The organism is Collimonas arenae (genome assembly GCF_001584165.1).
Lineage (GTDB): Bacteria > Pseudomonadota > Gammaproteobacteria > Burkholderiales > Burkholderiaceae_D > Collimonas > Collimonas arenae.
This window is the reverse complement of the sequence record NZ_CP013233.1, coordinates 1,615,340-1,638,434: the sequence shown is the minus strand read 5'-3', so window position 1 is coordinate 1,638,434 and position 23,095 is coordinate 1,615,340. Positions and strand designations below refer to the sequence as shown.

The window sequence follows — 23,095 nt, the reverse complement described above, 5'->3', positions numbered from 1 at the left end:
AGGCATCGGCAACCTGCATCAATTCCAGGAATGGCGCGCTGGCGCAATCCCGTTCAGCACGTAATTGCCGATTGCGTGCAGCTTCCAGCGCACCGGATCATGCAGGGTATGAGTGCGGGCGTTACGCCAGTGGCGGTCCAGGTTGTGTTCTGCCAGCGTTGCTGCTGAGCCAGCCAGTTCAAACAATTTTTCACTGGCGTGCAAAGCTATTTCAGTAGTCAGCACCTTGGCTTTCGCAACCGCAATCGAAGCGCGCGCCGATGCGTCTGCGTCGACCACTGCCGTAGCAATCTGGTCCAGCGCCGTGCCGGCCTTGGCCAGCAGCGCATTAGCCGCATGCAGCCGTATCTTGAGATCGCCAATATCACGGATGATATAAGGATCATCGCTGGCACGCTCGACGCCGCTGTCGGCCCAGGGCCGGGAACGGGTGCGAATGAAGGCAATGGCGTCGGTGACAGCGGCGTCGGCAATACCGGCATCGATGGCGGCCTGGATCAATTGCGACACCGGCCCCTGCAGGCTCGGCAGCTGGCCCGATGCGTAAATCGGCAGCACGTCCTCGGCCGGTACCGCAACGTTGTCCAGCAACACTGTACCGCTCGCAGTAGTGCGCTGGCCGAAGCCGGACCAATCGTCGACAATCTTCAGGCCCAGCGCGCCGCGCCGGACGAAAGCCAACACCACACGCCCCTGCTCGTCGAGCGCCTTGGTAGGTACCCAGTGCGCGAACAAGGCGCCGGTTGAATAGAATTTCTTGCCGTTCAGGCGATAGCCGTTGGGCGTCTCGATGAGGCGCGCCTTCATTTCCAATATGTTCTTGGTGCCGCGCTCCGGACCGGCATTGCCGATACGCTCGCCATTCAGCACGGCAGCATAGATGCGCGCCTTTTGCGCGGCGTTGGCACTCTGTGCAACCACACCCAGAATGCCGAAATGGTTTTGCGGTATCTGTCCCAGTGCCGGATCAGCAGCGCACAGCACACGGAACACTTCAGCCAGTGTACGATACGATACCTGAGCGCCGCCGAACTCGCGCGGCACCGTGATGCCACCCAAGCCGCTGGCGGAAAATTTTTCGATCTCATCCCAAGGCAGACGCCGCTGGCGGTCGCGCTCGCTGGCGCCGACACGGAATTCGGCGGCCAGCGCTTGCGCTATTTCCAATGCTTCTTGATCATTGCTGATGCGATGCGCCGGCAGTACCCGGGGTAACAGGTCGGCCTGGCTGGTTTCAATTGCGGGTGTCGCGCTTGACGACATGAATCACCTCTTCTATGGCATGGCCGCTCGCAGCTCGTGACTGCGGTTGGCGGTTGAAGATGTGAAGATAACGTGCAGCGACAATACCCGTCCAATAAGAAAAACGCGTGACGGTATGCGAAAAATGCCTTACGGATTTTTCACTGCACTCAATATGTGGAAAAGGAATTGATGAACTCGGTGCCGCGGTCAGTCATCCAATGTTACGAACGACCGCGGCAGGATAGCGGATGGGAAGATAGTGATTAAGCTCAGCGTGCTACATCAAACTGCATCGGGGCCGGTTTCACCGGTACGGATGCGGATCACTTGCTCGATATTGCGCACGAAAATCTTGCCGTCGCCGATCTTGCCAGTACGCGCCGCCTTGATGATTGCGTCGACAGCGCGTTCGGTCAGCGCATCGTCGATCACCAATTCGACTTTCACTTTCGGCAGAAAATCGACCACGTACTCGGCGCCGCGGTACAACTCGGTATGGCCTTTCTGACGGCCAAAGCCCTTGACTTCAGTCACGGTCAAACCGGTGACGCCGACTTCGGCGAGAGCTTCCCGCACTTCGTCCAGCTTGAATGGTTTGATAACGGCAGTAATTTGCTTCATGACAACTCCTTTAGGCGATAAACATAAATCTTTGCAGCATGCTTGAGCGAGGCGGCGACCCGGCCCGGATCAAGCGCAAGCTAGAAGAGTATATGAAAAACTCTATTTGTCTATATGCGCAGGTCAATAAGTGGTTTTAAAACACATTGCATCAGACAACTAACTCGCTTGCTCCCTGCTCTTGGCCAGCAACTAATCGGGAATCCCAGCCAGATCGGCCAGCCACACTGTCGCTTCCGAGTCGCTCGGCGCGCGCCAATCGCCGCGCGGCGACAAGGAACCGCCGGTGCCGACCTTCGGTGCATTCGGCACGCAGGAACGCTTGAACTGGCTGGTTCTGAAAAAGCGGTCGAGGAAAATTCCCAGATTGCGCTTGATGGCTGCCAGGTCATACTGATTGCGCGCCACATGTGCATCATACGGCCAGCGCCCCAGGTTTTTGTCGTGCCAGGCCGTCAGTGCCAGGAACGCCACTTTCGACGGCGCGAAACCGTAGCGCAAGGTGTAATACAAGTTAAAGTCCTGCAACTCGTACGGCCCGATGACGTTTTCGGTGATCTGTTCCGGCTTGCCGTTGGCCTTGCCTGGCACCAGCTCCGGACTGATTTCGGTATCCAGCACATTCAACAGCACATCCGCCCCCTGGTCGCCGATGGCGCCGGTCTCGGCCACCCAGCGCACCAGATGTGAGATCAGCGTTTTCGGCACGCTAGCGTTGACGTTGTAATGCGACATGTGATCACCCACGCCATAAGTACACCAGCCCAGCGCCAGCTCGCTCAAATCACCAGTGCCGATGACGATTGCATGATTGTGATTGGCCAGCCGGAACAAATGATTGGTGCGCTCGCCGGCCTGCACGTTTTCGAAAGTAATGTCGTACTGCTCCTTGCCTTCCGCGTAAGGATGACCAAGGTCCTTCAGCATTTGCAGGCAGCTCGGGCGGATGTCGATCTCCGCCGCGGTACTGCCGACCAGTTGCATCAGTTGCCGCGCCTGCAGCAAGGTACGCTCGCTGGTGGCGAAACCCGGCATGGTATAGGCTAGGATGTTGGCGCGCGGCAGCTTCAGTCTATCCATCGCCTTGGCGCACACCAGCAACGCATGGGTTGAATCCAGCCCACCCGAAACGCCGATCACCACCTTGGAAATCTTGCTCGCCGACAGACGCTGCACCAGCGCCTGCACCTGGATATTGTAGACCTCGGTGCAACGCTCATCGCGCCGTTTGGGGTCGGACGGCACATAGGGGAAACGCTCGATATTGCGCGTCAGCGGCAACGCCTTGTCCAGCGGCAATGCCAGTTCGAAACGGATCACTTCAAACCGAGACACTTCGTCGGCATGCCGCCGCACCGATTGCCCGAAGGTGGTCTGGCGCATGCGCTCGCGCGACAGGCGTTCCAGGTCGATGTCGGCAAAGATGATGTGCGAATCGTCCAGGAAACGCTCGGATTCCGCCAGCAATTCGCCGTTTTCGTAGATCAATCCCTGGCCGTCCCAGGCCAGGTCGGTCGACGATTCGCCTTTGCCGGCCGAGGTGTACAGGTAGGCCGACAAGCAGCGCGCCGATTGCTGCGCGACCAGTTGATGACGATAGCCGGCCTTGCCCACTAGCGCGTTCGAGGCTGACAGATTGACCAGCACGCTGGCGCCGGCCAGCGCGGCAAACGACGATGGCGGAATCGGCACCCAGACGTCTTCGCAAATCTCGACATGGAAACGCAACAGCGGCAAATTGGCCACCTCGAACAGCAAGCCGGTGCCGAACGGGACGCTGGCGCCCAGCAATTGCAGGCTGGTGACTGCCGTGTTATCGGCGGCGCTGAACTGCCGCGCTTCGTAGAATTCGCCATAGTTCGGCAGGTAGCTCTTCGGCACGACGCCCTGGATACGGCCATCGGCGATCACCACCGCGCAGTTGAACAGTTGATGCTCGACCCGCAGCGGCAAGCCGACGATCATCACCAGCGACAGCTTTTTCGAGGCTTCCACGACCATGCCCAATGCGGCTTCGCAGGCATCCAGCAAGGCGCGCTGGTGAAACAGGTCGTCGCAGGTATAGGCCGACAAACCCAGTTCCGGAAACGCCACCAGCACCGCGCCTTGCTGCTCGGCCTGCTGCGCCAGCACGATGGTTTCGGCGGTGTTGAAAGCGGGATCGGCCACCCGGCAACGCGGGATGGCGACTGCAACGCGCGCAAAATCATGGGAGTAAAGGTTCAGAAATCTATTCTTTGTCATCATTATTTCCTGCGTTGGCTGTCGAGTCCTGGAGCGCACAGGCGGCATCCATGCTCTGCGTGATGCGTTCAATTATCGCACGCTAATGGCTCTCTCTCAGAGCAGGCCGCTAGAGTGCTAAACTTCATGTTTCCGCCCTCCACACTCACGGTTCGCAAAGTCCTTGATTAACAAGACAACAACCAAGATCAGCACGCGCATCATTTCATCCCTGAGCGAAGTCGGCCAGGCCGCCTGGGATGGACTGCTTGCCCTGCAAGCCGATGCCAACCCGTTCCTGTCCTTCGCTTTCCTGCATGCATTGCACGAAAGCGGCAGCGCCTCGGAAAAATCCGGCTGGCAGCCGCAATATCTGACGCTATGGGACGACGCCGAACAGCCGCCGCAGCTGATTGCCGCCCTGCCGCTGTACGTGAAATTTCACTCCTACGGTGAATATGTGTTCGACTGGGCCTGGGCCGATGCCTACGAGCGCAACGGCTTCGACTATTACCCCAAGCTGCTGTCGGCCATTCCGTTCACGCCGGTTACCGGCGGCAGGCTGCTGGCGCGCGACGATCAGGCACGGGCGGCGTTAATTACCGTGTTGCAGTCGCTGCGCAAGGATACGCAAACCTCGTCGACCCACATCCTGTATCCGCCGGCAGACCAGGCCAGTGCCTTGCAAGAGGCCGGCTTCATGCTGCGCAGCGGTGTCCAGTTCCACTGGCTCAACGCCGGCTATGCCGATTTCGCTGCCTTCCTTGTCACGCTGGAGCGCAAGAAGCGCAAGAACATCCTGGCCGAACGGCGCAAGGTAGCAGAGGCTGGCGTGCGCTTTCGCCACGTGCGCGGCGAGGACGCCACCGAAGAAGACTGGATCTTCTTCAATCGCTGCTATCGCCGCACCTACACCGCGCATCATTCAACGCCGTACCTGAACCTGGACTTCTTCCTCCGGATTGCCGCCGGCATGCCGCACAACCTGTTGCTGATCATCGCCGAGCGCGACGGCCAGCCGATTGCCTCATCACTGTTGGTCTATACCGGGCAAACCCTGTATGGCCGCTATTGGGGCGCCATTGAAGAAGTGCCCTGCCTGCACTTTGAAACCGCGTACTATCAACCGCTGGAATTCTGTATCGCGCAAAAGATCGCCTGCTTCGAAGGCGGCGCCCAGGGCGAGCACAAGATGGCGCGCGGCTTCCTGCCGCAAAAGACATGGTCGGCGCACTGGCTGGCGCATCCGGGTTTCGCCGATGCGGTGGCCGATTTCCTGAAACAGGAAGCGCACGGCATCAACAACTACATGGATGAGCTGAATGACCGCAATCCATTTCGTTCGGAGACACTTTAACCCCAGACACCCGTCGTACCATCGCAGAAAAAATCATACGAATAAATAAAAACAACTAGAGACAATGAGAAACCATGCAACCGACCGACATCCTGCTAGCCCTGCTGACCGTCACTATCTGGGGATTGAATTTCGTAGTGATCAAGATCGGCCTGGCCGGTTTGCCGCCGCTGCTGTTTTCGGCATTGCGATTTGTCTTCGCCGCGCTGCCATTGGTATTTTTCATCAAGCGGCCAGCGATTCCGTGGCATTTGCTGATCGGCTTCGGGCTGTTCCAGTTCGCGCTGCAATTTTCCCTGCTGTTCTCCGGTATGAAACTCGGCCTGGGCGCTGGCCTGGCCTCGCTGGTAATCCAGTTGCAGGCCTTCTTTACCATCGGACTGGCGGTACTGCTGCTGGGTGAGCGACCGCTGGCGACGCAGTTGCTGGGCGCCTTTGTGGCATTAGCTGGCATGGTGCTGGTTGCCACCCACCTGGAGGCGAAGGCTACCGTGATCGGCTTCCTGATGGTGATTGGCGCCGGCTTCAGCTGGGCCAGCGCCAATATCGTCACAAAGAAAATGGGCAAGCTCAATCCGCTAGCGCTGATGGCCTGGGGTTCGCTGATGGCGTCGCCGCCGTTGCTGTTGGCTTCGGCGGTGCTGGAAGGCCCTGCCGCGTGGCACGATGCATTCACTCACTTTGGCTGGGTGTCGGTGGCGGCGGTCTTGTATCAATCGTATCCGAACACCATCGTCGGCTACGGCATCTGGACCATCCTGATGCGCAAATATCCGGCCGCGACCGTGGCGCCATTCTCACTGCTGGTGCCGCTGGTCGGCATGCTGAGCGCGGCGCTCATACTGGACGAATCGCTGCAATGGTGGAAAATCGTCGCCGGCCTGCTGGTGCTGGGCGGTCTGGCGCTGAACCAGTTCGGCGCGCGCCTGCTGATTGCCCTACGTCGACAGTCATAACAATCGTCAGACAACCTGCTTCAGCCCCTGCTCGACCGCATCCAGAAACAGCCGGACCTTGGACGACAAGTAGCGGTTAGGCAGATAAATGCCGTACAGGTAGCGCAGCGGCAGCGGTTCATATTGCGGCAGCAGCTTAAGCAGTTTTCCTTGCGCCAAATCGGCACCGATCATGTAATCCGGCAGCAAGCCGATTCCCATCCCACGCAACACGCATTCGCGCAGCCAGACGCTGTTGTTGCAGTTGATACGCGGCGCGATCCTGACTTCATGACACTGCTGCTTGCCGTCGCTTCCTTCAAAATGCCAGACATCCTTGGCCGACATCACGTTGTCGGCCAGGCAGTCGTAGGCCGGCAGTTCCGCAAGCGTCTGCGGCTGGCGCCGCGTAGCGAAATACTCAGCGCTACCGACCGTGCTCCAGCCGATACGGTACAGCATGCGTGCATGGACGTTTTCCGGCGGCGTGGTGGCGATTCGCAACGCCACATCGATCGAGCGCTCGGCCAGGTCGATGAACTGGTCCGACAGCGTCAGTTCCAATTCAATGTCTGGATACCGCCGCATGAAACCGCATACGATATCCGGCAGACAGACATTCGAGAAATTGGCCGGCGCCGTCACCCGCAGCGTGCCTTGCGGGGAATCCTGACGGCGCAATACCTCCTGCTCTGCTTCCGCCACTTCCGACAAAATCGCTTTGCAGCGCCGGTAAAACACTTCTCCAGCCTCGGTCAGACTGAGGCTGCGCGTGGTTCGCTGTAGCAGCTTGACACGCAATTCGCGCTCCAGCGCGCTGAGCTGTTTGCTGACATGCGAATTCGACACTTCCAGCCGCGCCGCTGCCATGGAAAAACTGCCGTGATCCGCCACTGCAACAAAAGCGACCATTCTTTGCAAATCAATCATATTTTCTATATGGAATTAATGATTTTATAAATCACAGTTTAATCATCACATAGAAATAATAAACTGGCTTCATCTTTCTTTCACAGGGAAATTCAAGATGCAAGCCACCGATGTTTTCCTGGCAATCCTGACCGTCTCAATCTGGGGCCTGAATTTTGTAGCGATCAAGATAGGCTTGCAGGGATTGCCACCCATCTTGTTTTGCGCATTGCGCTTCATTTTTGCGGCGTTGCCGCTGGTGTTCTTCATCAAACGCCCGGCCATTCCATGGCGCCTGCTAGTTGCCTATGGCAGCCTGCAATTCGCCGGCCAGTTCTCCTTGCTGTTCATCGGCATGAAGCTGGGATTCGCTCCCGGACTGGCATCGCTGGTGATGCAACTGCAAGTATTCTTTACCGTAGCACTGGCGGTGCTGATGCTGGGAGAGCGTCCGCGCGCAGCGCAGATACTCGGCGCCCTGGTTGCCTTTGCCGGCATGGGCGTGGTCGCCGCCCATCTGGATGGCACGGCGACGGTGGTCGGCTTCGTGCTGGTGGTGGCGGCCGGACTCAGTTGGGCCGGCGCCAATATCGTCACCAAGCAGATCGGCAAAGTCAATCCACTGGCACTGGTGGCTTGGGGTTCGCTGATGGCCGTACCGGGGTTGCTGCTGGCGTCGCTCGCATTCGAAGGCCCTGCCGCCTGGCAGGATACGGCGCTTCGCTTCAACTGGACTTCCGCCGGCGCTATCCTGTTCCAGTCCTATCCGACCACCATCCTCGGCTTTGCCATCTGGTCGACCCTGATGCGCAAATATCCGGCCGCCACGGTCGCGCCGTTCTCATTGCTGGTGCCGGTGGCGGGCATGCTGAGTGCCTCCCTGATATTGGGAGAAGCGCTGCAATCATGGAAAATCATGGCGGGACTGCTGGTATTGTGCGGCCTGCTGTTGAACCAGTTCGGCGGTCGTTTGGTATTGCTGCTGAAAACCGTCAAGCCATGAAAAAAGCGCACCGCGGTGCGCTTTTTCATTCAGTCAACTCCGGTCCACTAAGGCAGACCGAAATTCCTGCAAATTATGCTGCGATGGATTTCTTGTAAGCTTCGACGCCCGACAGGATTTCCTTGCGCGCTTCATCCGGACCGAACCAGCCGTCAATCTTGACCCATTTACCCTTTTCCAGATCTTTGTAGTGTTCAAAGAAATGCTGGATCTGCTTCAGGCGCAGTTCATTCATGTCTTCCGGCTTTTGCCAGTGGGTGTAGATGCTCAGGACCTTGTCGACCGGCACCGCCAGCAGCTTCGCATCCTGGCCAGCTTCGTCCGACATCTTCAGCACGCCGACCGGGCGGCAACGCACCACCACGCCAGGGAACAAAGGGAACGGCGTAATCACCAGCACGTCGACCGGATCGCCGTCTTCCGACAGGGTTTGCGGAATGTAGCCGTAGTTGCATGGGTAATGCATTGCGGTGCCCATGAAGCGATCAACGAAAATCGCGCCGGATTCCTTGTCAACTTCGTATTTGATCGGATCGGCATTCATCGGGATTTCGATGATGACGTTGAAATCGTTTGGCAAATCGCGCCCGGCCGATACTTGATTCAGACTCATGGTGTGCTCTCGTCAATAATGAAAAAATTTGCTACTACCTTCGCAGTCCGAAATTATAACGGGTCCAGCCCCTATCGTGCGATGCAACATCAACATCGTTGCAGACATAACCACACCGTCGGCATGTAGCGACATGGAAAACAGGGTTCAAAATCGTTGGGAAGGAGCGAGCCAGGGAGTGAATCAGGTCCGACTTTGCAAGGGAAAATACAATTTAACGGCAAAGCGGACCAGATTTATTGCAATTTTACCAATGTAAGCACAACGTACAGCAGGTTTCGAGCTTCCCTTTATTGGCTGGCTACAACGATGGCGGAAGTATCAACGCTCTTCACACCGGTCACCTTGGCTGCAATGTCCTTGACGTGATCGATGGCATCCTGGTTCGCCAAAGTACCGCTCAACGCAACCACGCCGTGGGTCGTCTTCACGCTCACATCGAACCCCTTGGTGACACTGTTAGCGAGGATTTCGGATTTCACCTTTGTGGTGATCCAGCTGTCAGTGACTACCCGCTCGGTTTTCGCGACAGTCATGTCTGCCTTGGCCTGCACTTTGTTGCTGGTTGCAACGCTGAGCCCGTTATCGACACTTTTAACACCCTCCACAGCTTTTGCCTGTGCTCCTGCCAAGGACTTGGCGCGTGAACTGCTCGCCGTCCCGCTCAAAGTGACCACGCCGTTGGTGGTGGTCACGCTGATGTCAGATGCTTTAAGGTGCGAATTTCCCATCAAGCGCGCCTTTACCGAGCCGGTAATGGCGGTATCTGTAATTGTGGCCGCCACGCCGTCGCTATGCGGCTGCGGCGCAGCGGCGGCATCGCTTGACGCTGCGATCGCCGTACCGGCACCAAGGCTGGCTCCGAATGCAGCGACGATCAACAGATTGCGAATCGCTGCTTTACCAAGAATAAATGTGTTCATGTGATTTCTCCGATTTGTCGTATGCACGGCCTTCATTACACGCCAAGCGCCGTCTCTTGTCGGTGCGGTGTCACACTTAGGGTCGATGTTTGCGCTCGTCAAACTCAATGCCGGAACATCGTCAGGATCGCCGCTGCTGGACGCCAGTACGCCGAAAACTGCCCTCCCCCTGCGGATCCGCAATCACGGCTTCCCGGCCACGATTAGGGATATTGAGAGGCGCAAATAGAGTTTTCGCGCCATGCTGCAGGGCGCTGTCCTTTACCTTCCGTCGCCCTGAATATTCCGAAAACACATCACGCTGTGCGCAGCCGTTGATGCCCCAATATCTCTTTAGCAAAATCCATTTTTACCGTATCGAAACGCAGGAAAGCCTTGGTTGTCGCTTTAATCTCACCGGTGCGCGCCTGGGATTAATCTTATTGCAAAACATTCAGCTTTAACTTATATTTCAGTAATTACTGAAAATTCAAAATATCATGCCTACACAAACACCGGGCGAAAACCTCGATCCCTCGCCACTCCCCCCACTCACGCCATTGACCCTGCGCTTCATTTCGCACTTCGGCGAAATGGGCAGCCGCTGGGGCATCAACCGCACCGTCGGGCAGATTTACGCGCTGCTTTACGTCCTCGGGCGGCCACTCAACGCCGACCAGATCGCCGAATACCTGGCGTTTTCGCGTTCCAATGTCAGCATGGGGTTGAAAGAATTGCAATCCTGGCGCCTGGTCAAGCTGTTGCACCACTCGGGTGATCGCCGCGAGTATTTCGAGCCGCCAAAGGACATCTGGGACATCTTCAAAGCGCTGCTGGAAGAGCGTCGGCGCCGTGAAATCGAACCCACGTTGTCCATGCTGCGCGATGCCTTGCTGGAAAATCCTTCGAACGATGTCGATAAAGTTGCCCAAAAGCGAATGCGAGAAATGTACAATCTGATCGAATTGTCCAGCTCATGGTTCGACGATGTACAGCGACTCTCGCCAGAAACACTGGCCTCGCTGATGAAAATGGGATCGAAAGTCAAGAAGTTGCTGGATGTGCGAGACAAATTCCGCATCCCTGGCACCGGCAACAAAAGCAAAACCAGCACAGATCACCCCGATGTACACCTGAACGCCGACTTAAAGGAGTAGACGCATAATGTCTTTCGCCTTAACGAAACGGTTTACGCGCTTGCCGCTGGCGGTTGAAATCACCTTGATCCTGATGGTCAAGATCGCCCTTTTGATGCTCCTGTGGAAGGCCTTTTTCTCGGAACCGCAAACCAAGAAAATGCGCATGCCGACCGAATTGGTCGAGCAGCACTTCCTGAGCCAACAACCAGCCATACCCCCTTCCCACCTAACCCCTGCAGAGGCCCACCAATGATTCCTATCGATGAAGTCGTCGCTTTATCGCGCCTGCAATTCGCGGCAACCGCGTTGTTTCACTTTTTATTTGTCCCGCTGACACTTGGACTATCTTGGATTCTGGTCATCATGGAGTCGGTCTACGTCATGACCGGCAGCCCGATCTACAAGGACATGACGCGCTTCTGGGGCAAGCTGTTCGGCATCAATTTCGCCATGGGGATCGCCACCGGCATCACGCTGGAATTCCAGTTCGGCACCAACTGGTCGTATTACTCGCACTATGTCGGCGACATCTTCGGCACGCCGCTGGCGATCGAAGGCATGATGGCGTTCTTCCTTGAATCGACCTTCGTCGGCCTGTTCTTCTTCGGCTGGGACCGCCTGTCGCGCGTCCAACATCTGCTGATCACTTTCCTGGTCGCGCTTGGCTCCAGCCTGTCGGCCCTGTGGATTCTGATCGCCAACGGCTGGATGAACAATCCGGTCGGCGCCGAGTTCAACTATGAAACCATGCGCATGGAACTGACCAGCATCATCGACGTCATCTTCAACCCGGTGGCCCAGGTCAAGTTCGTCCACACTATTTCGGCCGGCTATGTCGCCGCCTCGATGTTCGTGCTCGGCATCTCCGCCTACTACCTGCTGAAAGGACGCGACACCGCGTTTGCGCTGCGTTCGTTTGCCATCGCTGCCGGCTTCGGTCTGGCCTCGACCTTGTCGGTGATCGTACTCGGCGACGAATCGGGTTATACCGCCGGCGAAGTCAATAAAGTGAAGATGGCGACCATGGAAGCAGAATGGCACACCGAGCCAGCTCCGGCCGGCATCACCGTTTTCGGCTGGCCCAACGAGAAAGAGCAGCGCACCGATTATGCCTTCAAGATCCCCTATGTACTGGGTCTGATCGGCACGCGTTCGGTCGACAAGCAAATCACCGGCATCCAGGATCTGAAAAAGGAACATGAGGTGCAGATCCGCAACGGCATGGTGGCCTACGCCGCCCTGACCCGCCTCAAGTCCGGCGACAAATCGCCGGAAGTGTTAGCTGCCTTCGATAAAGTAAAAGGCGATCTCGGCTACGGCTTGCTGCTGAAGAAGTACACCCCGAACGTCGTCGATGCGACACCGGAACAGATAGCGATGGCGGTCGACGACACCATCCCGAAAGTTTTTCCGATGTTCTGGTCGTTCCGGATCATGGTCGGCCTCGGCTTGCTGTTCCTGTTCATCTTCTCTTGCTCGTTCTATTTCCTGATTCGCAAGACACTGTCCAAGCAACGCTGGTTGCTGCGCCTGGCCGTGTACAGCATTCCGCTGCCATGGGTAGCGATGGAACTGGGCTGGCTACTGGCCGAATATGGTCGTCAGCCGTGGACCATTTCGGGCGTGTTGCCGACTCATCTGTCAGCCTCGACCCTGCAACCTGGAAGCCTGTACTTCAGCCTGGCCGGCTTCCTCGGTTTCTACACCTTCCTGTTCATCGTTGAAATGATCCTGATGGTGAAATACGCGCGCCGTGGTCCAAGCAGCCTGCACACCGGCAAATACCACTGGGAACTGCTAGACAAGCCAATCGTCGGCAACGACGCCACCGCCAAGGCCTGAGGGGAAAACCATGATTTTTGACTACGAAACACTAAAAGTAATCTGGTGGGGCTTCGTCGGCGTGTTGCTGATCGGCTTCGCCCTGACCGACGGCTTCGACTTCGGCGTCGGCATGCTGCTGCCGTTCATCGGCAAGAACGACGGCGAACGCCGTGTCATCATCAATTCGATCGGCAGTACCTGGGAAGGTAACCAGACCTGGTTCATCACCGCCGGCGGCGCCATTTTCGCCGCCTGGCCGCTGGTCTATGGCGCTGCCTTCTCAGGCTTCTATATCGCCCTGATGCTGCTGCTGTTCTCGCTGTTCTTCCGCCCGGTCGGGTTCGACTACCGCAGCAAGGTAGCCGATACTCGCTGGCGCAATGCTTGGGATTGGGGCCTGTTCGCCGGCGGCTTCGTCCCGCCGCTGATTTTCGGCGTAGCGTTCGGCAACCTGTTCCTCGGCGTGCCTTTCCACTACGACGACACCATGCGCGTTGAATACACCGGCAATTTCTTCCAGCTGCTGAATCCGTTCGGCCTGCTGGCCGGCTTGCTGAGCGTAGCCATGCTGCTGATGCATGGCGCGACCTACCTGCAAGTCAAGACCGATGCGCTGATCGCCCAACGCGCCCGCAGCGTAGCCAAGATCGCCGGCCTGGTGACCATAGCGCTGTTCGTTGCCGGCGGTTTCTGGGTCGCCTACGGCATCCACGGCTATCGGATTACTGCCATGCCGGACATCAACACCGCCTTCATCCCGACCGCTAAAACCGTGACCACCGCCACCGGCGTCTGGTTCGACAACTATGCACGCTGGCCGCTCATCTGGGCCTTGCCGATCGTTGCTGTTGCCGGAGCCTTGCTGTGTGTCGTGTTCAGTGCCGCCAACAAGGCAATGGCGGCATTCCTGTCCAGCGGCCTCAGCGTCACCGGAGTCATCCTCACCGCCGGCGCCTCACTGTTCCCGTTCGTCATGCCGTCCTCGCTCGACCCGAACAGCAGCCTGACCGTCTGGGATGCGGTATCGAGCCACAAGACGCTGGGCATCATGTTCTGGGTCGTGGTGATCATGCTGCCGATCATCTTGCTATACACCACCTGGGTCTACCGGGTGATGCGCGGCAAGATCACGCTCAAGCATATCGAAGACAACGAACACACCGCCTATTAATCGGCATCGGACCTGGCCGCAGGCGTTTCTGGACGGCGGCCAGGCCTGCCAACTAAAAAACTGCAACAATCAATACAGGAGAATTTTATGTGGTATTTCGCATGGATACTTGGCATCGGCCTGGCACTGGCGTTCGGCATCATCAACGTCATGTGGCTGGAAGCCAACTACGCGTTCGGCAGCCGCGACGAAGAAACCACCCGCGAGCGCTTTGAACGAGCTGCGGCCGAGCACGAACAGAGCAAGGCTCGCAAAAAATGAGCGCCGCAGTAGCGGTAGCGCCGCCACCTGAATCCCGGCGGCTCTTGCCGGGCCACGATTTTGCCGACGCCTACCAGGTTGCAACCAGCATCTCCGGCCTGGACGCGCGACAAGCCGCAGATGCCATCATCAAGCATCCTCCATCGTGGATAAAGGGCCTGATGACGATCCGTAACCGGGTCGTCAAATTATTCAGATTAAGAACCGTCGAGATGGGAGTGGATGATCCGAAGTCGGCGCTGCGCATGGTAGGCGGCTTTCCTATCGTCTCGCAATCTTCGCAGGAAGTGATACTGGGATTCGACGACAAGCACCTCGATTTCAGAATCAGCATTGTGGCTGCGCCCGACCGCTTCGGCGGCACGCAGGTGACTGTCGCCACTTTGGTAAAACCAACAATTTCCTGGGTCGCACCTATCTTGCGACGATACTGCCCTTTCACCGCATCATTGTTCGTCACTTGCTGGAACGCGCCAGTTTCGAACGCCTCGCCTAGCTTCCTGACGCCTCGCATTCTGCTCCATTACCCGTGACGGCCGGATCGCCATTGCCGTCGGCGTCATCCACAGTGCTGATGGCGACGGCCACCTGCTCCAGCTTGGTGACCGCCACATTCAGCGAATCGTTGACCTGCGCCATGGTGTGTTCTGGCATGGTCTCCGCTATCTGCGCCACTGCTCCTGCCAAATCGATTACCGCCAGCGTTAAATTGGCAATCAGGTCACGCTCGTTCGTCATCTTTAAGGGTCCAGTATCATACGGGGACGGCATTATTACATTACACGGCCGAATGCAAAACTGCCGGGCAATAAAAAAGCAGCAACTACTGTTGGAACTCGAATCTTGGATCATCAAAACACACATCTGGAAACGCCACCGGCTACCTCGCTGGCATTGTTTTGCAAAGTCGTCGACAACTACGGCGACATCGGCATCTGCTGGCGCCTGGCGCGTCAACTGGAACAGGAACATGGCATCGGCGTCACATTGTGGGTCGACGACTTGCGCAGTTTTCAGCGCATCTGCCCAGAGGTGGCTATCGATTGCGAGACGCAGAAAATCGCCAATATCACGGTACGTCACTGGCGCGATCAGGACGGCGCATTTTCCGCCGACGACGTAGCTGATATCGTGATCGAATTCTTTGCCTGCGACATCCCGCCGGCTTACATCGCCGCAATGGCGCAGCGTTCGCCGCAACCTGTGTGGCTGAATCTGGAGGGTTTGAGCGCCGAAGAATGGGTGGAAGGCTGCCATACGCTGTCGTCGCCCCATCCTCAAATGTCGCTGACCAAATATTTCTTTTTCCCAGGCTTCACCGGCAAAACCGGCGGGCTGCTGCTCGAATCGGCATTACTGCAACAGCGCGAGGCCTTCCAGCAAGACCCGGCTGCGATGGCGGCCTTTCTCGAACACTTTGGCGTCACGGCAACCGAATTCGCGTCATTGAAAGTTTCGCTGTTTTGCTATCCGGAGGCGCCGGCTGCGGCATTGTTCGAGGCCTGGCAACACAGCGATGCCGCCATTACCTGCCTGGTGCCGGAAGGCGTTGCCGCCAGCGCGGTCGAGGCATTTCTAGGCCGGGGGCAAGCGCGACCCGCGGCGCGCTGACCGTACGCGTACTGCCCTTTATTCCCCAGCCCGATTACGACAAGCTGCTGTGGGCCTGTGACCTCAATTTCGTGCGCGGGGAAGATTCCTTCGTCCGCGCGCAGTGGGCGGGCAAGCCGTTTATCTGGCATATCTATCCGCAAGACAAGGATTTGCACCACGTTAAATTGAATGCGTTCCTGCGCCGTTATTCGGCCAAGACCGACAGCCTGGTCGCGCTGTCCCTGGCCTGGAACGCCGCCGCAGATGAAAGCGCCGATTTCGCCCAGATTTGGCCGTCGTTTAAAGCAGACATGCCAAAAATTGCCACGATGTCCACAGATTGGCAGCATCAAGTGTTGGCAAATGGCGATTTGGCATCGAATTTGCTGAAGTTTGCCGAAACAGTTCGCTAAGAGATGTCAAAAAATAGGTTAAAATATACGGCTAATTTTTGACGCAATTCAAAATTCAATCAAACGTGGGCTTGCGGCGCTTTTTGCCAGTAGGCTACAGATGATTTTTAAGTAACCTACTTTTACGTATATTCGCTATGAAACCAGCAAAAGAAATTCGTGTCGGCAACATCATCATGGTTGACAGCAAGCCAATGATCGTCCTGCGCTCTGACGTCAACGGTTCGAGCCGTACCGGCTTCACCTACAAATGGAAGCTGAAAAACCTGTTGACCAACGCCCCAATGGAAAACGTTTTCCGTGGCGACGACAAGTTTGACGTGGTTGTTCTCGACAAGAAGCCAGTCACCTATTCGTACTTCGCTGATCCATTGTTCGTGTTCATGGACGCCGACTACGAACAGTACGAAATCGAAGAAGAAAACCTGGGCGACGCCCTGCACTACCTGAAAGACGGTATGGAATGCGAAGCCGTGTTTTACGACGGCAAGGCAATTTCGGTAGAACTGCCAACAACCATCGTTCGCCAAGTGGTGTATTCGGAGCCAGCAGTCAAGGGCAACACTTCGGGCAACGTCCTGAAAGAAGCCAAGATCGAAAATGCGATCGAAGCCAACCAGCACACTGTCATGGTGCCGCTGTTCATCAGCTCCGACGACAAGATCGAAATCGACACTCGTACCAACGAGTTCAAGAAGCGCGGTTAATTTTCCCCGCTTGCAAAAAAAAACGCTGCCAATTATCGGCAGCGTTTTTTTTCGCCCATATCTGCTGAAACCGCAGTGCCGACGAAGCGCACCGCGGTACAACCACTGAATTACTGACTCAAGATTTCACTCAGCTTCTGATTGTTGATGCCAAAGCTGGCGATCACCGCCAGGCTGGCCACCGCCAAAATGCCGCCCAGCCACAAGGTGGACGGGATGCCAAGAGAGTCGACCACCACGCCACCGGTCGACGAACCGACCGCAATCGCCACTTGCACAATGCTGACAAACAGCGCGGAGCCGGCTTCGGGCAGGTCCGGCGATGACAATTGCAGCCAGATGCTAAGGCACAGCGGAATCGCGCCGAAAGCAACACCCCAGGCCAGCACCATGACAATCACTCCGGCTTGCGACGCATGCAGCAATGGCAATGTCAGCAGCGCCACCATCAGCACAGTCACTACCGCCAGCAGCGACAGCTGCAGGTTGCGTCCGACAGTTGTGGAGACGACGAAATTGGAAATGAAACCGACAATGCCAAAACCCAGCAACACCGAAGTCACGGTGGAAATGCCGAAGCCGGCGTTTTGCGTCAGGAACGGCGTGACGTAGGTGTAGGCAGAAAAGTGCGCTCCGAACACCAGCGCCACCATCAGCAAACTCTTGCGGGTATTGGCGCGGCTGAGCAAGGCGCGCAGATCGCTGAAACGAATCGCCGCCTTCGATGGCAACGACGGCAGCAACAACGCTTGCGCAGCCAGCGCTACAGCCGCCAGTAAGCCGGTGGCGAAGAACGATGCGCGCCATGACGCCAGTGTGCTGATGAAGGTACCGAGCGGCACACCGATCACGGTGGCAAAGGTGACCCCGGTCAAGATCATTGCTGTGGCCTTGGCCGCATGCTCCTCATGCACCAGGCGCGCCGAGGTGGCCAGCGCCAAGGTCCAGAAACCACCAAGGGCGGCACCCAGCAACGCACGCCCCAGCAGCATCGTGCCAAAGCCCGGCGCCATCGCTGACACCAGGTTGGACGCCAGCAGCAGCACCGACAGCGCCAGCAGAATCAGGCGACGATTGATGCGGCCAGCTCCAAGCATCAAACCAGGCGCTGAAATCGCTGCAATCACGCCAGGCGTGGTCACCATCAAGCCAGCGGTGCCAGGTGAAACGCCGAGATCGTGGGCGATCTGCGGCAGCAAGCCGACCGGCAGGAACTCGGTTGTCACGAAGGCGAAAGCGCCGATCGCCACCGCCACCACCGACAGCCAGGAACGCAACGGCGACGACGCGTTGCCGAGCGGACTTGGCATGTCCAGCAGCGCGTCGTTTTGCGGACTGACTTGTGTCCTGACTACAGCCAGATTTTTTTCCATTTAATGCTCCCTCTTGTATCTATGTAAATATGCGTGAATTTGAATTTGCGTGATTTTGCAAGTCCCGGACCAAACCAATTGAATCAGGCGCCAACCTAGAAATACCCCCTCATCGGCATGCCCTTGATCCCACCAAAATCAAAACTGTATTATTTTTAACTACAGTTAAGCAGATAAAAATAAGATCGAAAACGATCCCGCTCCCCCATCACTGATAGTGGCAATAATACTGTATATTTTTTACCTACAGTTATTCACAAAAAAACGCCTGTTATGCGCTCTTGCTCTTGTAGCCAATCTGATTCACCAGCTCGGACAGCTTGCGCTCCTTGAGGATCGCCAACATCGCATCCTCGACTTCCGAGACCACAGGATCAAGCACCATGTTCATGCTGCAACTGACCGGACAACACGGATCTTTCGAGCGCGTGTTGTGTTTCAACAAAGGCCCCTCTTCCACCGCCCGGTAGATTTCATCCAGGCCGATTGCACTTGCAGGCCGCGCCAGTTGCGCGCCACCGCCCTTGCCTTCCTTGGTCAGCACCAGCTTGGCCTTGCTTAACTTGCGTAACAACTCGCGTACGAAAACCGGATTGGTATTGACACTGGCAGCAATCGCCGTCGAAGGCTGAAACACTTCACCGCACCTGGTCGCGTACTCGACGCTCACAAGGATATGTGTGGCTACTGCGAATCGACTCGATTTCATACTGTATTTATATTCCATACAGAAAGTTACGTCAACAAATTTTCTTGCATATGCTTATACCGGAGCTTCACTCTGCGGCACAACATCCGTCAGCGGTGTCACAATGTAGGCCTGTTCTGCCCTCACGATGGAATCATCGATGCCCACTTATCTGGAAAGAAGCGCAGTGGTAAAGCTGGAAGACTTGCCGAACATCGGCAAGGCCGGCGCCGCTGACCTACGTTGCATTGGCATTGAACGCCCGGATCAATTGGTCGGCAAATCGCCGCTGCAGATGTATGAAACGCTTTGCGCAAAAACCGGCGCCCGCCATGATCCGTGCGTGATCGATGTGTTCATGTCGGCGGTACGCTACATGGAGGGTGCCGAACCGCTGCCGTGGTGGTCTTACACGGCCGAGCGCAAGCGCCTGCTCAAGTCGGGGTAAAAGGGCAAACATGCAATTGACCTGGCTTGAAGATTTTGTCGAGTTGGCGCGGACACGCAGCTTTTCTCGTGCGGCCGAAAACCGCTTTGTCACCCACCCGGCCTTTGGACGCCGTATCCATGCGCTGGAGCAATGGGTGGGTGCGGAACTGGTGGCACGTACGCAACCAGTATCCTTGACGCCGGCCGGCTTGCTGTTCCTCGATGCGGCATCGCATACGATCGATGTCTTGCATGCGGTCCGGGCGCAACTGCAGGACACCGTGCAGAATTCAGGCGAGACCTTGCGTATCGCTACCGGCCGCACACTGGCGCGCACATTTTTCCCGGGCTGGTACGAAACGATCAACCAGCGTTTTGGCCCCTTTCCAGTCTCGGTCAGCACCGGCGGCGCGCAAGAGGTCATCTTGCGCCTCGCTAGCGGCGATGTCGATCTGCTGGTGATTTATTCCAGTCCGAGTACGCGCTTGCTGATTGACCCTCAACGCTACGAATCCGTCACGCTGGCGCGCGAGATGCTGTTGCCTGTCTGCGCAGCGGATGCTAAGGGACGCCCCAAATTCCGTTTGCCTGCCACCAATCCGGCAACGCCTATTCCCTGGCTGGGTTTTTCCCAGTCGCTGACGCTGCGCGGCGTGCTCGCCAAACATCTGGCCGGCTTGCCACAAAAACTGTCGCTACACATGGTTTACCAGGCCGACTCCTACGAATCGATCCTGGAAATGGCCAAGCGCGGCGCCGGTCTGGCATGGCTGCCACAGAGCTTGGTGCAAGAGGATTTGAAGCAAGGCAATCTGCTGTTGGTGGGCGATGCCGACATGCGTGTCGGTTTCGACATCTCCCTGTATCGCATGCGGGGCAATAGCAATGCCTTGGTCAAAGCGATCTGGGACGGTGTTTCGTCCGACGCCATCGACGACAATTGAGCGCCGGTGCACGACGCCGCTGATGCCAGGCGTCGCACCTCGCATACAAGAAGAACGAAAAACCGCACAAAAAAAGCACAAGCCTGTGCCGAAACGGCAATTGACGTCGCCATGCGCTCCTTATACTCCCTCAAATTTCCAAAAATTGCTGACCGGATCCACCGCAAAACACATCTGCAGATGTGACTTGCGGATCAGCGTTCAGCGCGCCATCAGGCAGTTTGGGATATCAAAAAATTTGCTTTCATCGGATGCTTTTGCAACTGATGAAATGCAATAACAACAATTCTGGAGCCATCGCATGTCATCACAACCACGAACACTGGAAGCCGGCAGCTTGCCGATCAAAAAATCGCATAATCCCTGGAAGGAAATCTGTGCGGCCAGTATCGGCAATGCACTCGAATTCTATGATTTGCTGATCTACGGCTATTTCGCGGTGGTGATCGGCAAGCTGTTCTTTCCAGCCGCCGACGAAACCACTTCCTTGCTGCTCAGCGTCGGTACATTCGGGATTTCCTTCATCATGCGTCCGCTTGGCGCCATTATCCTGGGCTCGTATGCGGATCGGGCCGGACGCAAGGCATCGCTGACGGTGTCGATCTTCGTCATGATGCTGGGCACAGCGATGATCGCCTTTGCGCCGACTTATGCGCAAATCGGCCTTGCTTCGCCGTTGATCGTGATCGTGGCGCGCATGCTGCAAGGTTTCTCAACAGGTGGTGAATTCGGCGCAGCAACCGCATTCATGGTCGAACACGCCGATGCCAAGCGGCGCGGCTTCTTCGCCAGCTGGCAATTGTCGACACAAGGCCTGGCAACCGTACTGGCGGCCGGCGTCAGTGCACTTCTCAGCTATGCGCTGACAGAAAATCAATTGGACGATTGGGGCTGGCGACTGGCATTTGGCGTCGGCTTGCTGATCGGACCGGTAGGCCTGTACATACGCAGCCAAATCGACGAAACGCCGGAATTCAAGAAGATTGCCAAAGCCAAACCGGAAAAGTCGCCGTTGAAAGTTGTGCTGGTACGCGATCGCATCAATCTGCTGCTGGGCATAGGCGTGGTTTCTGGCGCCACCGCGTTCAACTACGTGCACAAACTGTACATGCCGACCTACGCATTAAAACAATTGCATATTCCAGCAACCTCTTCATTTCTCAGTGCCATGGTGACCGGCGTGGTCTTGATGATCAGTGCGCCGGTGTTTGGCGCGCTCTCTGATCGCTACGGACGTTTTCGCGTGCTGTCGATTGCCATGCTGACGATAGCGTGCACCTCCTATCCACTGTTCCTGCTGCTGCTGACCTGGCCAACAGTCGGCACTTTGATGCTGGTCCAGAGCCTGGTGGGTTTATTGATCGCGGCTTGCCTGGGTCCCATCCCGGCGATGCTGTCGGACATCTTCCCGACCAGCACCCGCGGCACCGGACTTGCCCTCAGCTATAACTTCTCAGTCACGCTATTTGGCGGCTTTGCACCGCTGATCGTCACCTGGATGATTGCCTTCACCGAGAGCAAACTGGCGCCAAGTTTCTATGTCATGGCCACGGCCTTGATCAGCATTGTCGCGGTGCTCGCGCTAGGTCGCCGCATGGCGCGACGTGGGCCGGTCTGACACTCACGACATTGCCATCCCATTCAACCCTTCCAATTTTCCATACCGGTCAGCTCGTCCAGAGTGATGCAGCATGGTTTTTCGAACAGGAGTAGCGTTTATGCAAACCTTGGAACAGATTCGTGCAAAGCTGCATGACTATCCGATCGAAGTAGCTTTCCCCAATATCGCCGAATGGCAAGTCGGCAACACCGGCGTCGATTACATCCACACATTCGACAGCGGCGTAGCCGGTCCGCATGCCATGATCCTGGCGCTTACCCACGGCAATGAAGTCAGCGGCGCCATCACCGTAGACAAGCTGCTGCGCGCGGGATTGCGCCCGCTCAAAGGGCGCCTTACGCTCGGCTTCGGCAACGTCGAGGCCTACCATCGCTTCGATAGCCGCGCTCCGGATGCATCGCGTTTCATTGATGAAGACATGAACCGGGTCTGGTCTGCGGAGAGGCTTGACGGCTGCGATGACTCGCAGGAATTGCGCCGGGCGCGAGCGCTGCGGCCGATCATCGACAGCGTGGATTTCCTGCTTGACCTGCACTCCATGCACGAAGAGGCGCCGCCGCTGATGCTCAGTGGCCCGCTGGAAAAAGGCATCCGTTTTGCAATAGACATTGGCGTGCCTGAACACGTGATCGTCGATGCCGGCCACGCAAACGGCAAGCGGCTGCGCGACTACGACGCCTTCGGCGATCCGGCCAGCCCGAAGAATGCCTTGCTGATCGAGACCGGGCAACATTTTTCAATTCGCAGCAAGGACGTCGCGCTGGATGCCGCGTCCCGCTTCCTGGTCCAGACCGGTGTGGTCGCGGCAGTTGATGTCACCGATTTCATGCAGCGCGCCACGCTTTCGGCACAGCATGTCTTCGAGGTGACGCAGCCGGTCATTGCAGACACAATGGATTTCGAGTTCATGCAGGATTTTCGCGGATTGGAATTGATTGCACGCGCCGGCACCGTCATCGCACACGATGGCGACAAGGAGATTGTCACGCCGTACGACGACTGCGTGATCATCATGCCATCGCTACGCCATCTCGGCCCTGGCGTCACCGTCATGCGTTTGGCTCGCGTACTGAACAACTGGTAATGAAAAGGGCGCTGCGCCCTGCCCTTGTGATCGCACAAGA

22 protein-coding genes and 2 pseudogenes are annotated in these 23,095 nt (G+C 57.0%); 15 read left to right on the top strand and 9 right to left on the bottom strand.

The window, feature by feature from the left end:
• Positions 1 to 18 precede the first annotated feature (18 nt).
• The 3 genes from CAter10_RS07775 to CAter10_RS07765 form a co-directional block, all read right to left on the bottom strand.
• The gene (locus CAter10_RS07775) at positions 19 to 1,263 is read right to left on the bottom strand and encodes an SfnB family sulfur acquisition oxidoreductase (RefSeq protein ID WP_061532971.1); all 1,245 of its coding nucleotides are present in this window, start codon (positions 1,261 to 1,263) and stop codon (positions 19 to 21) included.
• A 264-nt stretch (positions 1,264 to 1,527) separates the two neighbouring features.
• A complete protein-coding gene (locus CAter10_RS07770) occupies positions 1,528 to 1,866 on the bottom strand; it encodes a P-II family nitrogen regulator (protein ID WP_038487829.1) in 339 nt (112 codons plus the stop codon).
• Positions 1,867 to 2,058: 192 nt separating this feature from the next.
• Positions 2,059 to 4,110 carry an NAD(+) synthase gene (locus CAter10_RS07765; protein ID WP_061532970.1) on the bottom strand — a complete coding sequence of 684 codons (2,052 nt, stop codon included), beginning with the start codon at positions 4,108 to 4,110 and terminating at the stop codon, positions 2,059 to 2,061.
• 163 nt (positions 4,111 to 4,273) lie between these two features.
• On the opposite strand from CAter10_RS07765, the gene CAter10_RS07760 reads away from it, so the two are divergent.
• Positions 4,274 to 5,446, top strand: a complete 1,173-nt coding sequence (locus CAter10_RS07760) for a GNAT family N-acetyltransferase (protein WP_335339741.1) — start codon at positions 4,274 to 4,276, stop codon at positions 5,444 to 5,446.
• A gap of 74 nt (positions 5,447 to 5,520) precedes the next feature.
• Positions 5,521 to 6,402 carry an EamA family transporter gene (locus tag CAter10_RS07755; protein ID WP_061532969.1) on the top strand — a complete coding sequence of 294 codons (882 nt, stop codon included), beginning with the start codon at positions 5,521 to 5,523 and terminating at the stop codon, positions 6,400 to 6,402.
• A gap of 6 nt (positions 6,403 to 6,408) precedes the next feature.
• On the opposite strand, the gene CAter10_RS07750 is transcribed toward CAter10_RS07755, so the two are convergent.
• Positions 6,409 to 7,311 carry a LysR family transcriptional regulator gene (locus CAter10_RS07750; RefSeq protein WP_061532968.1) on the bottom strand — a complete coding sequence of 301 codons (903 nt, stop codon included), beginning with the start codon at positions 7,309 to 7,311 and terminating at the stop codon, positions 6,409 to 6,411.
• 97 nt (positions 7,312 to 7,408) lie between these two features.
• On the opposite strand from CAter10_RS07750, the gene CAter10_RS07745 reads away from it, so the two are divergent.
• A complete protein-coding gene (locus tag CAter10_RS07745) occupies positions 7,409 to 8,293 on the top strand; it encodes an EamA family transporter (RefSeq protein WP_061532967.1) in 885 nt (294 codons plus the stop codon).
• Between the two features lie 73 nt (positions 8,294 to 8,366).
• Here the strand turns inward: CAter10_RS07745 and ppa are convergent, their stop codons facing one another.
• Positions 8,367 to 8,906 carry an inorganic diphosphatase gene (gene ppa / locus CAter10_RS07740; protein ID WP_061532966.1) on the bottom strand — a complete coding sequence of 180 codons (540 nt, stop codon included), beginning with the start codon at positions 8,904 to 8,906 and terminating at the stop codon, positions 8,367 to 8,369.
• 290 nt (positions 8,907 to 9,196) lie between these two features.
• Complete coding sequence (locus tag CAter10_RS07735) at positions 9,197 to 9,829, bottom strand: BON domain-containing protein (protein ID WP_061532965.1); 633 nt, start codon at positions 9,827 to 9,829, stop codon at positions 9,197 to 9,199.
• Positions 9,830 to 10,308: 479 nt separating this feature from the next.
• Between CAter10_RS07735 and CAter10_RS07730 the strand changes: the two genes are divergently transcribed.
• From CAter10_RS07730 to CAter10_RS21860, 6 genes and pseudogenes are all read left to right on the top strand, one after another.
• Entirely contained in the window at positions 10,309 to 10,965 is a 657-nt protein-coding gene (locus CAter10_RS07730) for a GbsR/MarR family transcriptional regulator (RefSeq protein ID WP_061532964.1), read from the top strand.
• Between the two features lie 7 nt (positions 10,966 to 10,972).
• Entirely contained in the window at positions 10,973 to 11,200 is a 228-nt protein-coding gene (gene cydP / locus CAter10_RS07725) for a cytochrome oxidase putative small subunit CydP (protein ID WP_061532963.1), read from the top strand.
• The gene (locus tag CAter10_RS07720; RefSeq protein ID WP_061532962.1) at positions 11,197 to 12,789 is read left to right on the top strand and encodes a cytochrome ubiquinol oxidase subunit I; all 1,593 of its coding nucleotides are present in this window, start codon (positions 11,197 to 11,199) and stop codon (positions 12,787 to 12,789) included. Before cydP ends, CAter10_RS07720 begins: the two co-directional genes overlap by 4 nt.
• A 10-nt stretch (positions 12,790 to 12,799) precedes the next feature.
• Entirely contained in the window at positions 12,800 to 13,942 is a 1,143-nt protein-coding gene (gene cydB / locus CAter10_RS07715) for a cytochrome d ubiquinol oxidase subunit II (RefSeq protein WP_061532961.1), read from the top strand.
• 87 nt (positions 13,943 to 14,029) lie between these two features.
• The gene (gene cydX, locus CAter10_RS07710; RefSeq protein WP_061532960.1) at positions 14,030 to 14,203 is read left to right on the top strand and encodes a cytochrome bd-I oxidase subunit CydX; all 174 of its coding nucleotides are present in this window, start codon (positions 14,030 to 14,032) and stop codon (positions 14,201 to 14,203) included.
• Positions 14,200 to 14,699: pseudogene (locus tag CAter10_RS21860) on the top strand (DUF2867 domain-containing protein). The gene cydX and the pseudogene CAter10_RS21860 overlap by 4 nt, the downstream one beginning before the upstream one ends.
• On the opposite strand, the gene CAter10_RS07700 reads toward CAter10_RS21860, so the two are convergent.
• Positions 14,696 to 14,941 carry a hypothetical protein gene (locus CAter10_RS07700; protein ID WP_061532958.1) on the bottom strand — a complete coding sequence of 82 codons (246 nt, stop codon included), beginning with the start codon at positions 14,939 to 14,941 and terminating at the stop codon, positions 14,696 to 14,698. The pseudogene CAter10_RS21860 and the gene CAter10_RS07700 sit on opposite strands and share 4 nt — an antisense overlap.
• A 126-nt stretch (positions 14,942 to 15,067) precedes the next feature.
• Here CAter10_RS07700 and earP point away from each other — a divergent pair.
• Positions 15,068 to 16,209, top strand: a pseudogene (gene earP, locus CAter10_RS07695) (elongation factor P maturation arginine rhamnosyltransferase EarP).
• Positions 16,210 to 16,346: 137 nt separating this feature from the next.
• Positions 16,347 to 16,916, top strand: coding sequence for an elongation factor P (locus CAter10_RS07690; protein WP_061532957.1), 570 nt, complete (start codon positions 16,347 to 16,349; stop codon positions 16,914 to 16,916).
• Between the two features lie 110 nt (positions 16,917 to 17,026).
• Here the strand turns inward: CAter10_RS07690 and CAter10_RS07685 are convergent, their stop codons facing one another.
• Both CAter10_RS07685 and CAter10_RS07680 read right to left on the bottom strand, forming a co-directional pair.
• Complete coding sequence (locus tag CAter10_RS07685; protein ID WP_061532956.1) at positions 17,027 to 18,289, bottom strand: MFS transporter; 1,263 nt, start codon at positions 18,287 to 18,289, stop codon at positions 17,027 to 17,029.
• Between the two features lie 271 nt (positions 18,290 to 18,560).
• Positions 18,561 to 18,998, bottom strand: a complete 438-nt coding sequence (locus CAter10_RS07680; RefSeq protein ID WP_061532955.1) for an Rrf2 family transcriptional regulator — start codon at positions 18,996 to 18,998, stop codon at positions 18,561 to 18,563.
• 139 nt (positions 18,999 to 19,137) lie between these two features.
• On the opposite strand from CAter10_RS07680, the gene CAter10_RS07675 reads away from it, so the two are divergent.
• The 4 genes from CAter10_RS07675 to CAter10_RS07660 all read left to right on the top strand — a co-directional run bounded on the left by CAter10_RS07675 (position 19,138) and on the right by CAter10_RS07660 (position 23,055).
• Entirely contained in the window at positions 19,138 to 19,425 is a 288-nt protein-coding gene (locus CAter10_RS07675) for a helix-hairpin-helix domain-containing protein (RefSeq protein WP_061532954.1), read from the top strand.
• 10 nt (positions 19,426 to 19,435) lie between these two features.
• Positions 19,436 to 20,350, top strand: a complete 915-nt coding sequence (locus CAter10_RS07670) for a LysR family transcriptional regulator (protein WP_061532953.1) — start codon at positions 19,436 to 19,438, stop codon at positions 20,348 to 20,350.
• A 301-nt stretch (positions 20,351 to 20,651) separates the two neighbouring features.
• A complete protein-coding gene (locus tag CAter10_RS07665; RefSeq protein WP_061532952.1) occupies positions 20,652 to 21,968 on the top strand; it encodes an MFS transporter in 1,317 nt (438 codons plus the stop codon).
• A gap of 100 nt (positions 21,969 to 22,068) precedes the next feature.
• Positions 22,069 to 23,055: a M14 family metallopeptidase gene (locus tag CAter10_RS07660; RefSeq protein WP_061532951.1), complete on the top strand. Its 987-nt coding sequence runs from the start codon at positions 22,069 to 22,071 to the stop codon at positions 23,053 to 23,055.
• Positions 23,056 to 23,095 lie beyond the last annotated feature (40 nt).

Coding starts and splice junctions, on each gene's coding strand:
- cydX (WP_061532960.1), top strand. CDS start 14,030: ATGTGGTATTTCGCATGGATACTTGGCATCGGCCTGGCACTGGCGTTC.
- CAter10_RS07735 (WP_061532965.1), bottom strand. CDS start 9,829: ATGAACACATTTATTCTTGGTAAAGCAGCGATTCGCAATCTGTTGATC.
- cydP (WP_061532963.1), top strand. CDS start 10,973: ATGTCTTTCGCCTTAACGAAACGGTTTACGCGCTTGCCGCTGGCGGTT.
- CAter10_RS07670 (WP_061532953.1), top strand. CDS start 19,436: ATGCAATTGACCTGGCTTGAAGATTTTGTCGAGTTGGCGCGGACACGC.
- CAter10_RS07765 (WP_061532970.1), bottom strand. CDS start 4,110: ATGACAAAGAATAGATTTCTGAACCTTTACTCCCATGATTTTGCGCGC.
- cydB (WP_061532961.1), top strand. CDS start 12,800: ATGATTTTTGACTACGAAACACTAAAAGTAATCTGGTGGGGCTTCGTC.
- CAter10_RS07700 (WP_061532958.1), bottom strand. CDS start 14,941: ATGACGAACGAGCGTGACCTGATTGCCAATTTAACGCTGGCGGTAATC.
- CAter10_RS07665 (WP_061532952.1), top strand. CDS start 20,652: ATGTCATCACAACCACGAACACTGGAAGCCGGCAGCTTGCCGATCAAA.
- CAter10_RS07675 (WP_061532954.1), top strand. CDS start 19,138: ATGCCCACTTATCTGGAAAGAAGCGCAGTGGTAAAGCTGGAAGACTTG.
- CAter10_RS07680 (WP_061532955.1), bottom strand. CDS start 18,998: ATGAAATCGAGTCGATTCGCAGTAGCCACACATATCCTTGTGAGCGTC.
- CAter10_RS07755 (WP_061532969.1), top strand. CDS start 5,521: ATGCAACCGACCGACATCCTGCTAGCCCTGCTGACCGTCACTATCTGG.
- CAter10_RS07745 (WP_061532967.1), top strand. CDS start 7,409: ATGCAAGCCACCGATGTTTTCCTGGCAATCCTGACCGTCTCAATCTGG.
- CAter10_RS07730 (WP_061532964.1), top strand. CDS start 10,309: ATGCCTACACAAACACCGGGCGAAAACCTCGATCCCTCGCCACTCCCC.
- CAter10_RS07750 (WP_061532968.1), bottom strand. CDS start 7,311: ATGATTGATTTGCAAAGAATGGTCGCTTTTGTTGCAGTGGCGGATCAC.
- CAter10_RS07720 (WP_061532962.1), top strand. CDS start 11,197: ATGATTCCTATCGATGAAGTCGTCGCTTTATCGCGCCTGCAATTCGCG.
- ppa (WP_061532966.1), bottom strand. CDS start 8,906: ATGAGTCTGAATCAAGTATCGGCCGGGCGCGATTTGCCAAACGATTTC.
- CAter10_RS07775 (WP_061532971.1), bottom strand. CDS start 1,263: ATGTCGTCAAGCGCGACACCCGCAATTGAAACCAGCCAGGCCGACCTG.
- CAter10_RS07660 (WP_061532951.1), top strand. CDS start 22,069: ATGCAAACCTTGGAACAGATTCGTGCAAAGCTGCATGACTATCCGATC.
- CAter10_RS07685 (WP_061532956.1), bottom strand. CDS start 18,289: ATGGAAAAAAATCTGGCTGTAGTCAGGACACAAGTCAGTCCGCAAAAC.
- CAter10_RS07690 (WP_061532957.1), top strand. CDS start 16,347: ATGAAACCAGCAAAAGAAATTCGTGTCGGCAACATCATCATGGTTGAC.
- CAter10_RS07770 (WP_038487829.1), bottom strand. CDS start 1,866: ATGAAGCAAATTACTGCCGTTATCAAACCATTCAAGCTGGACGAAGTG.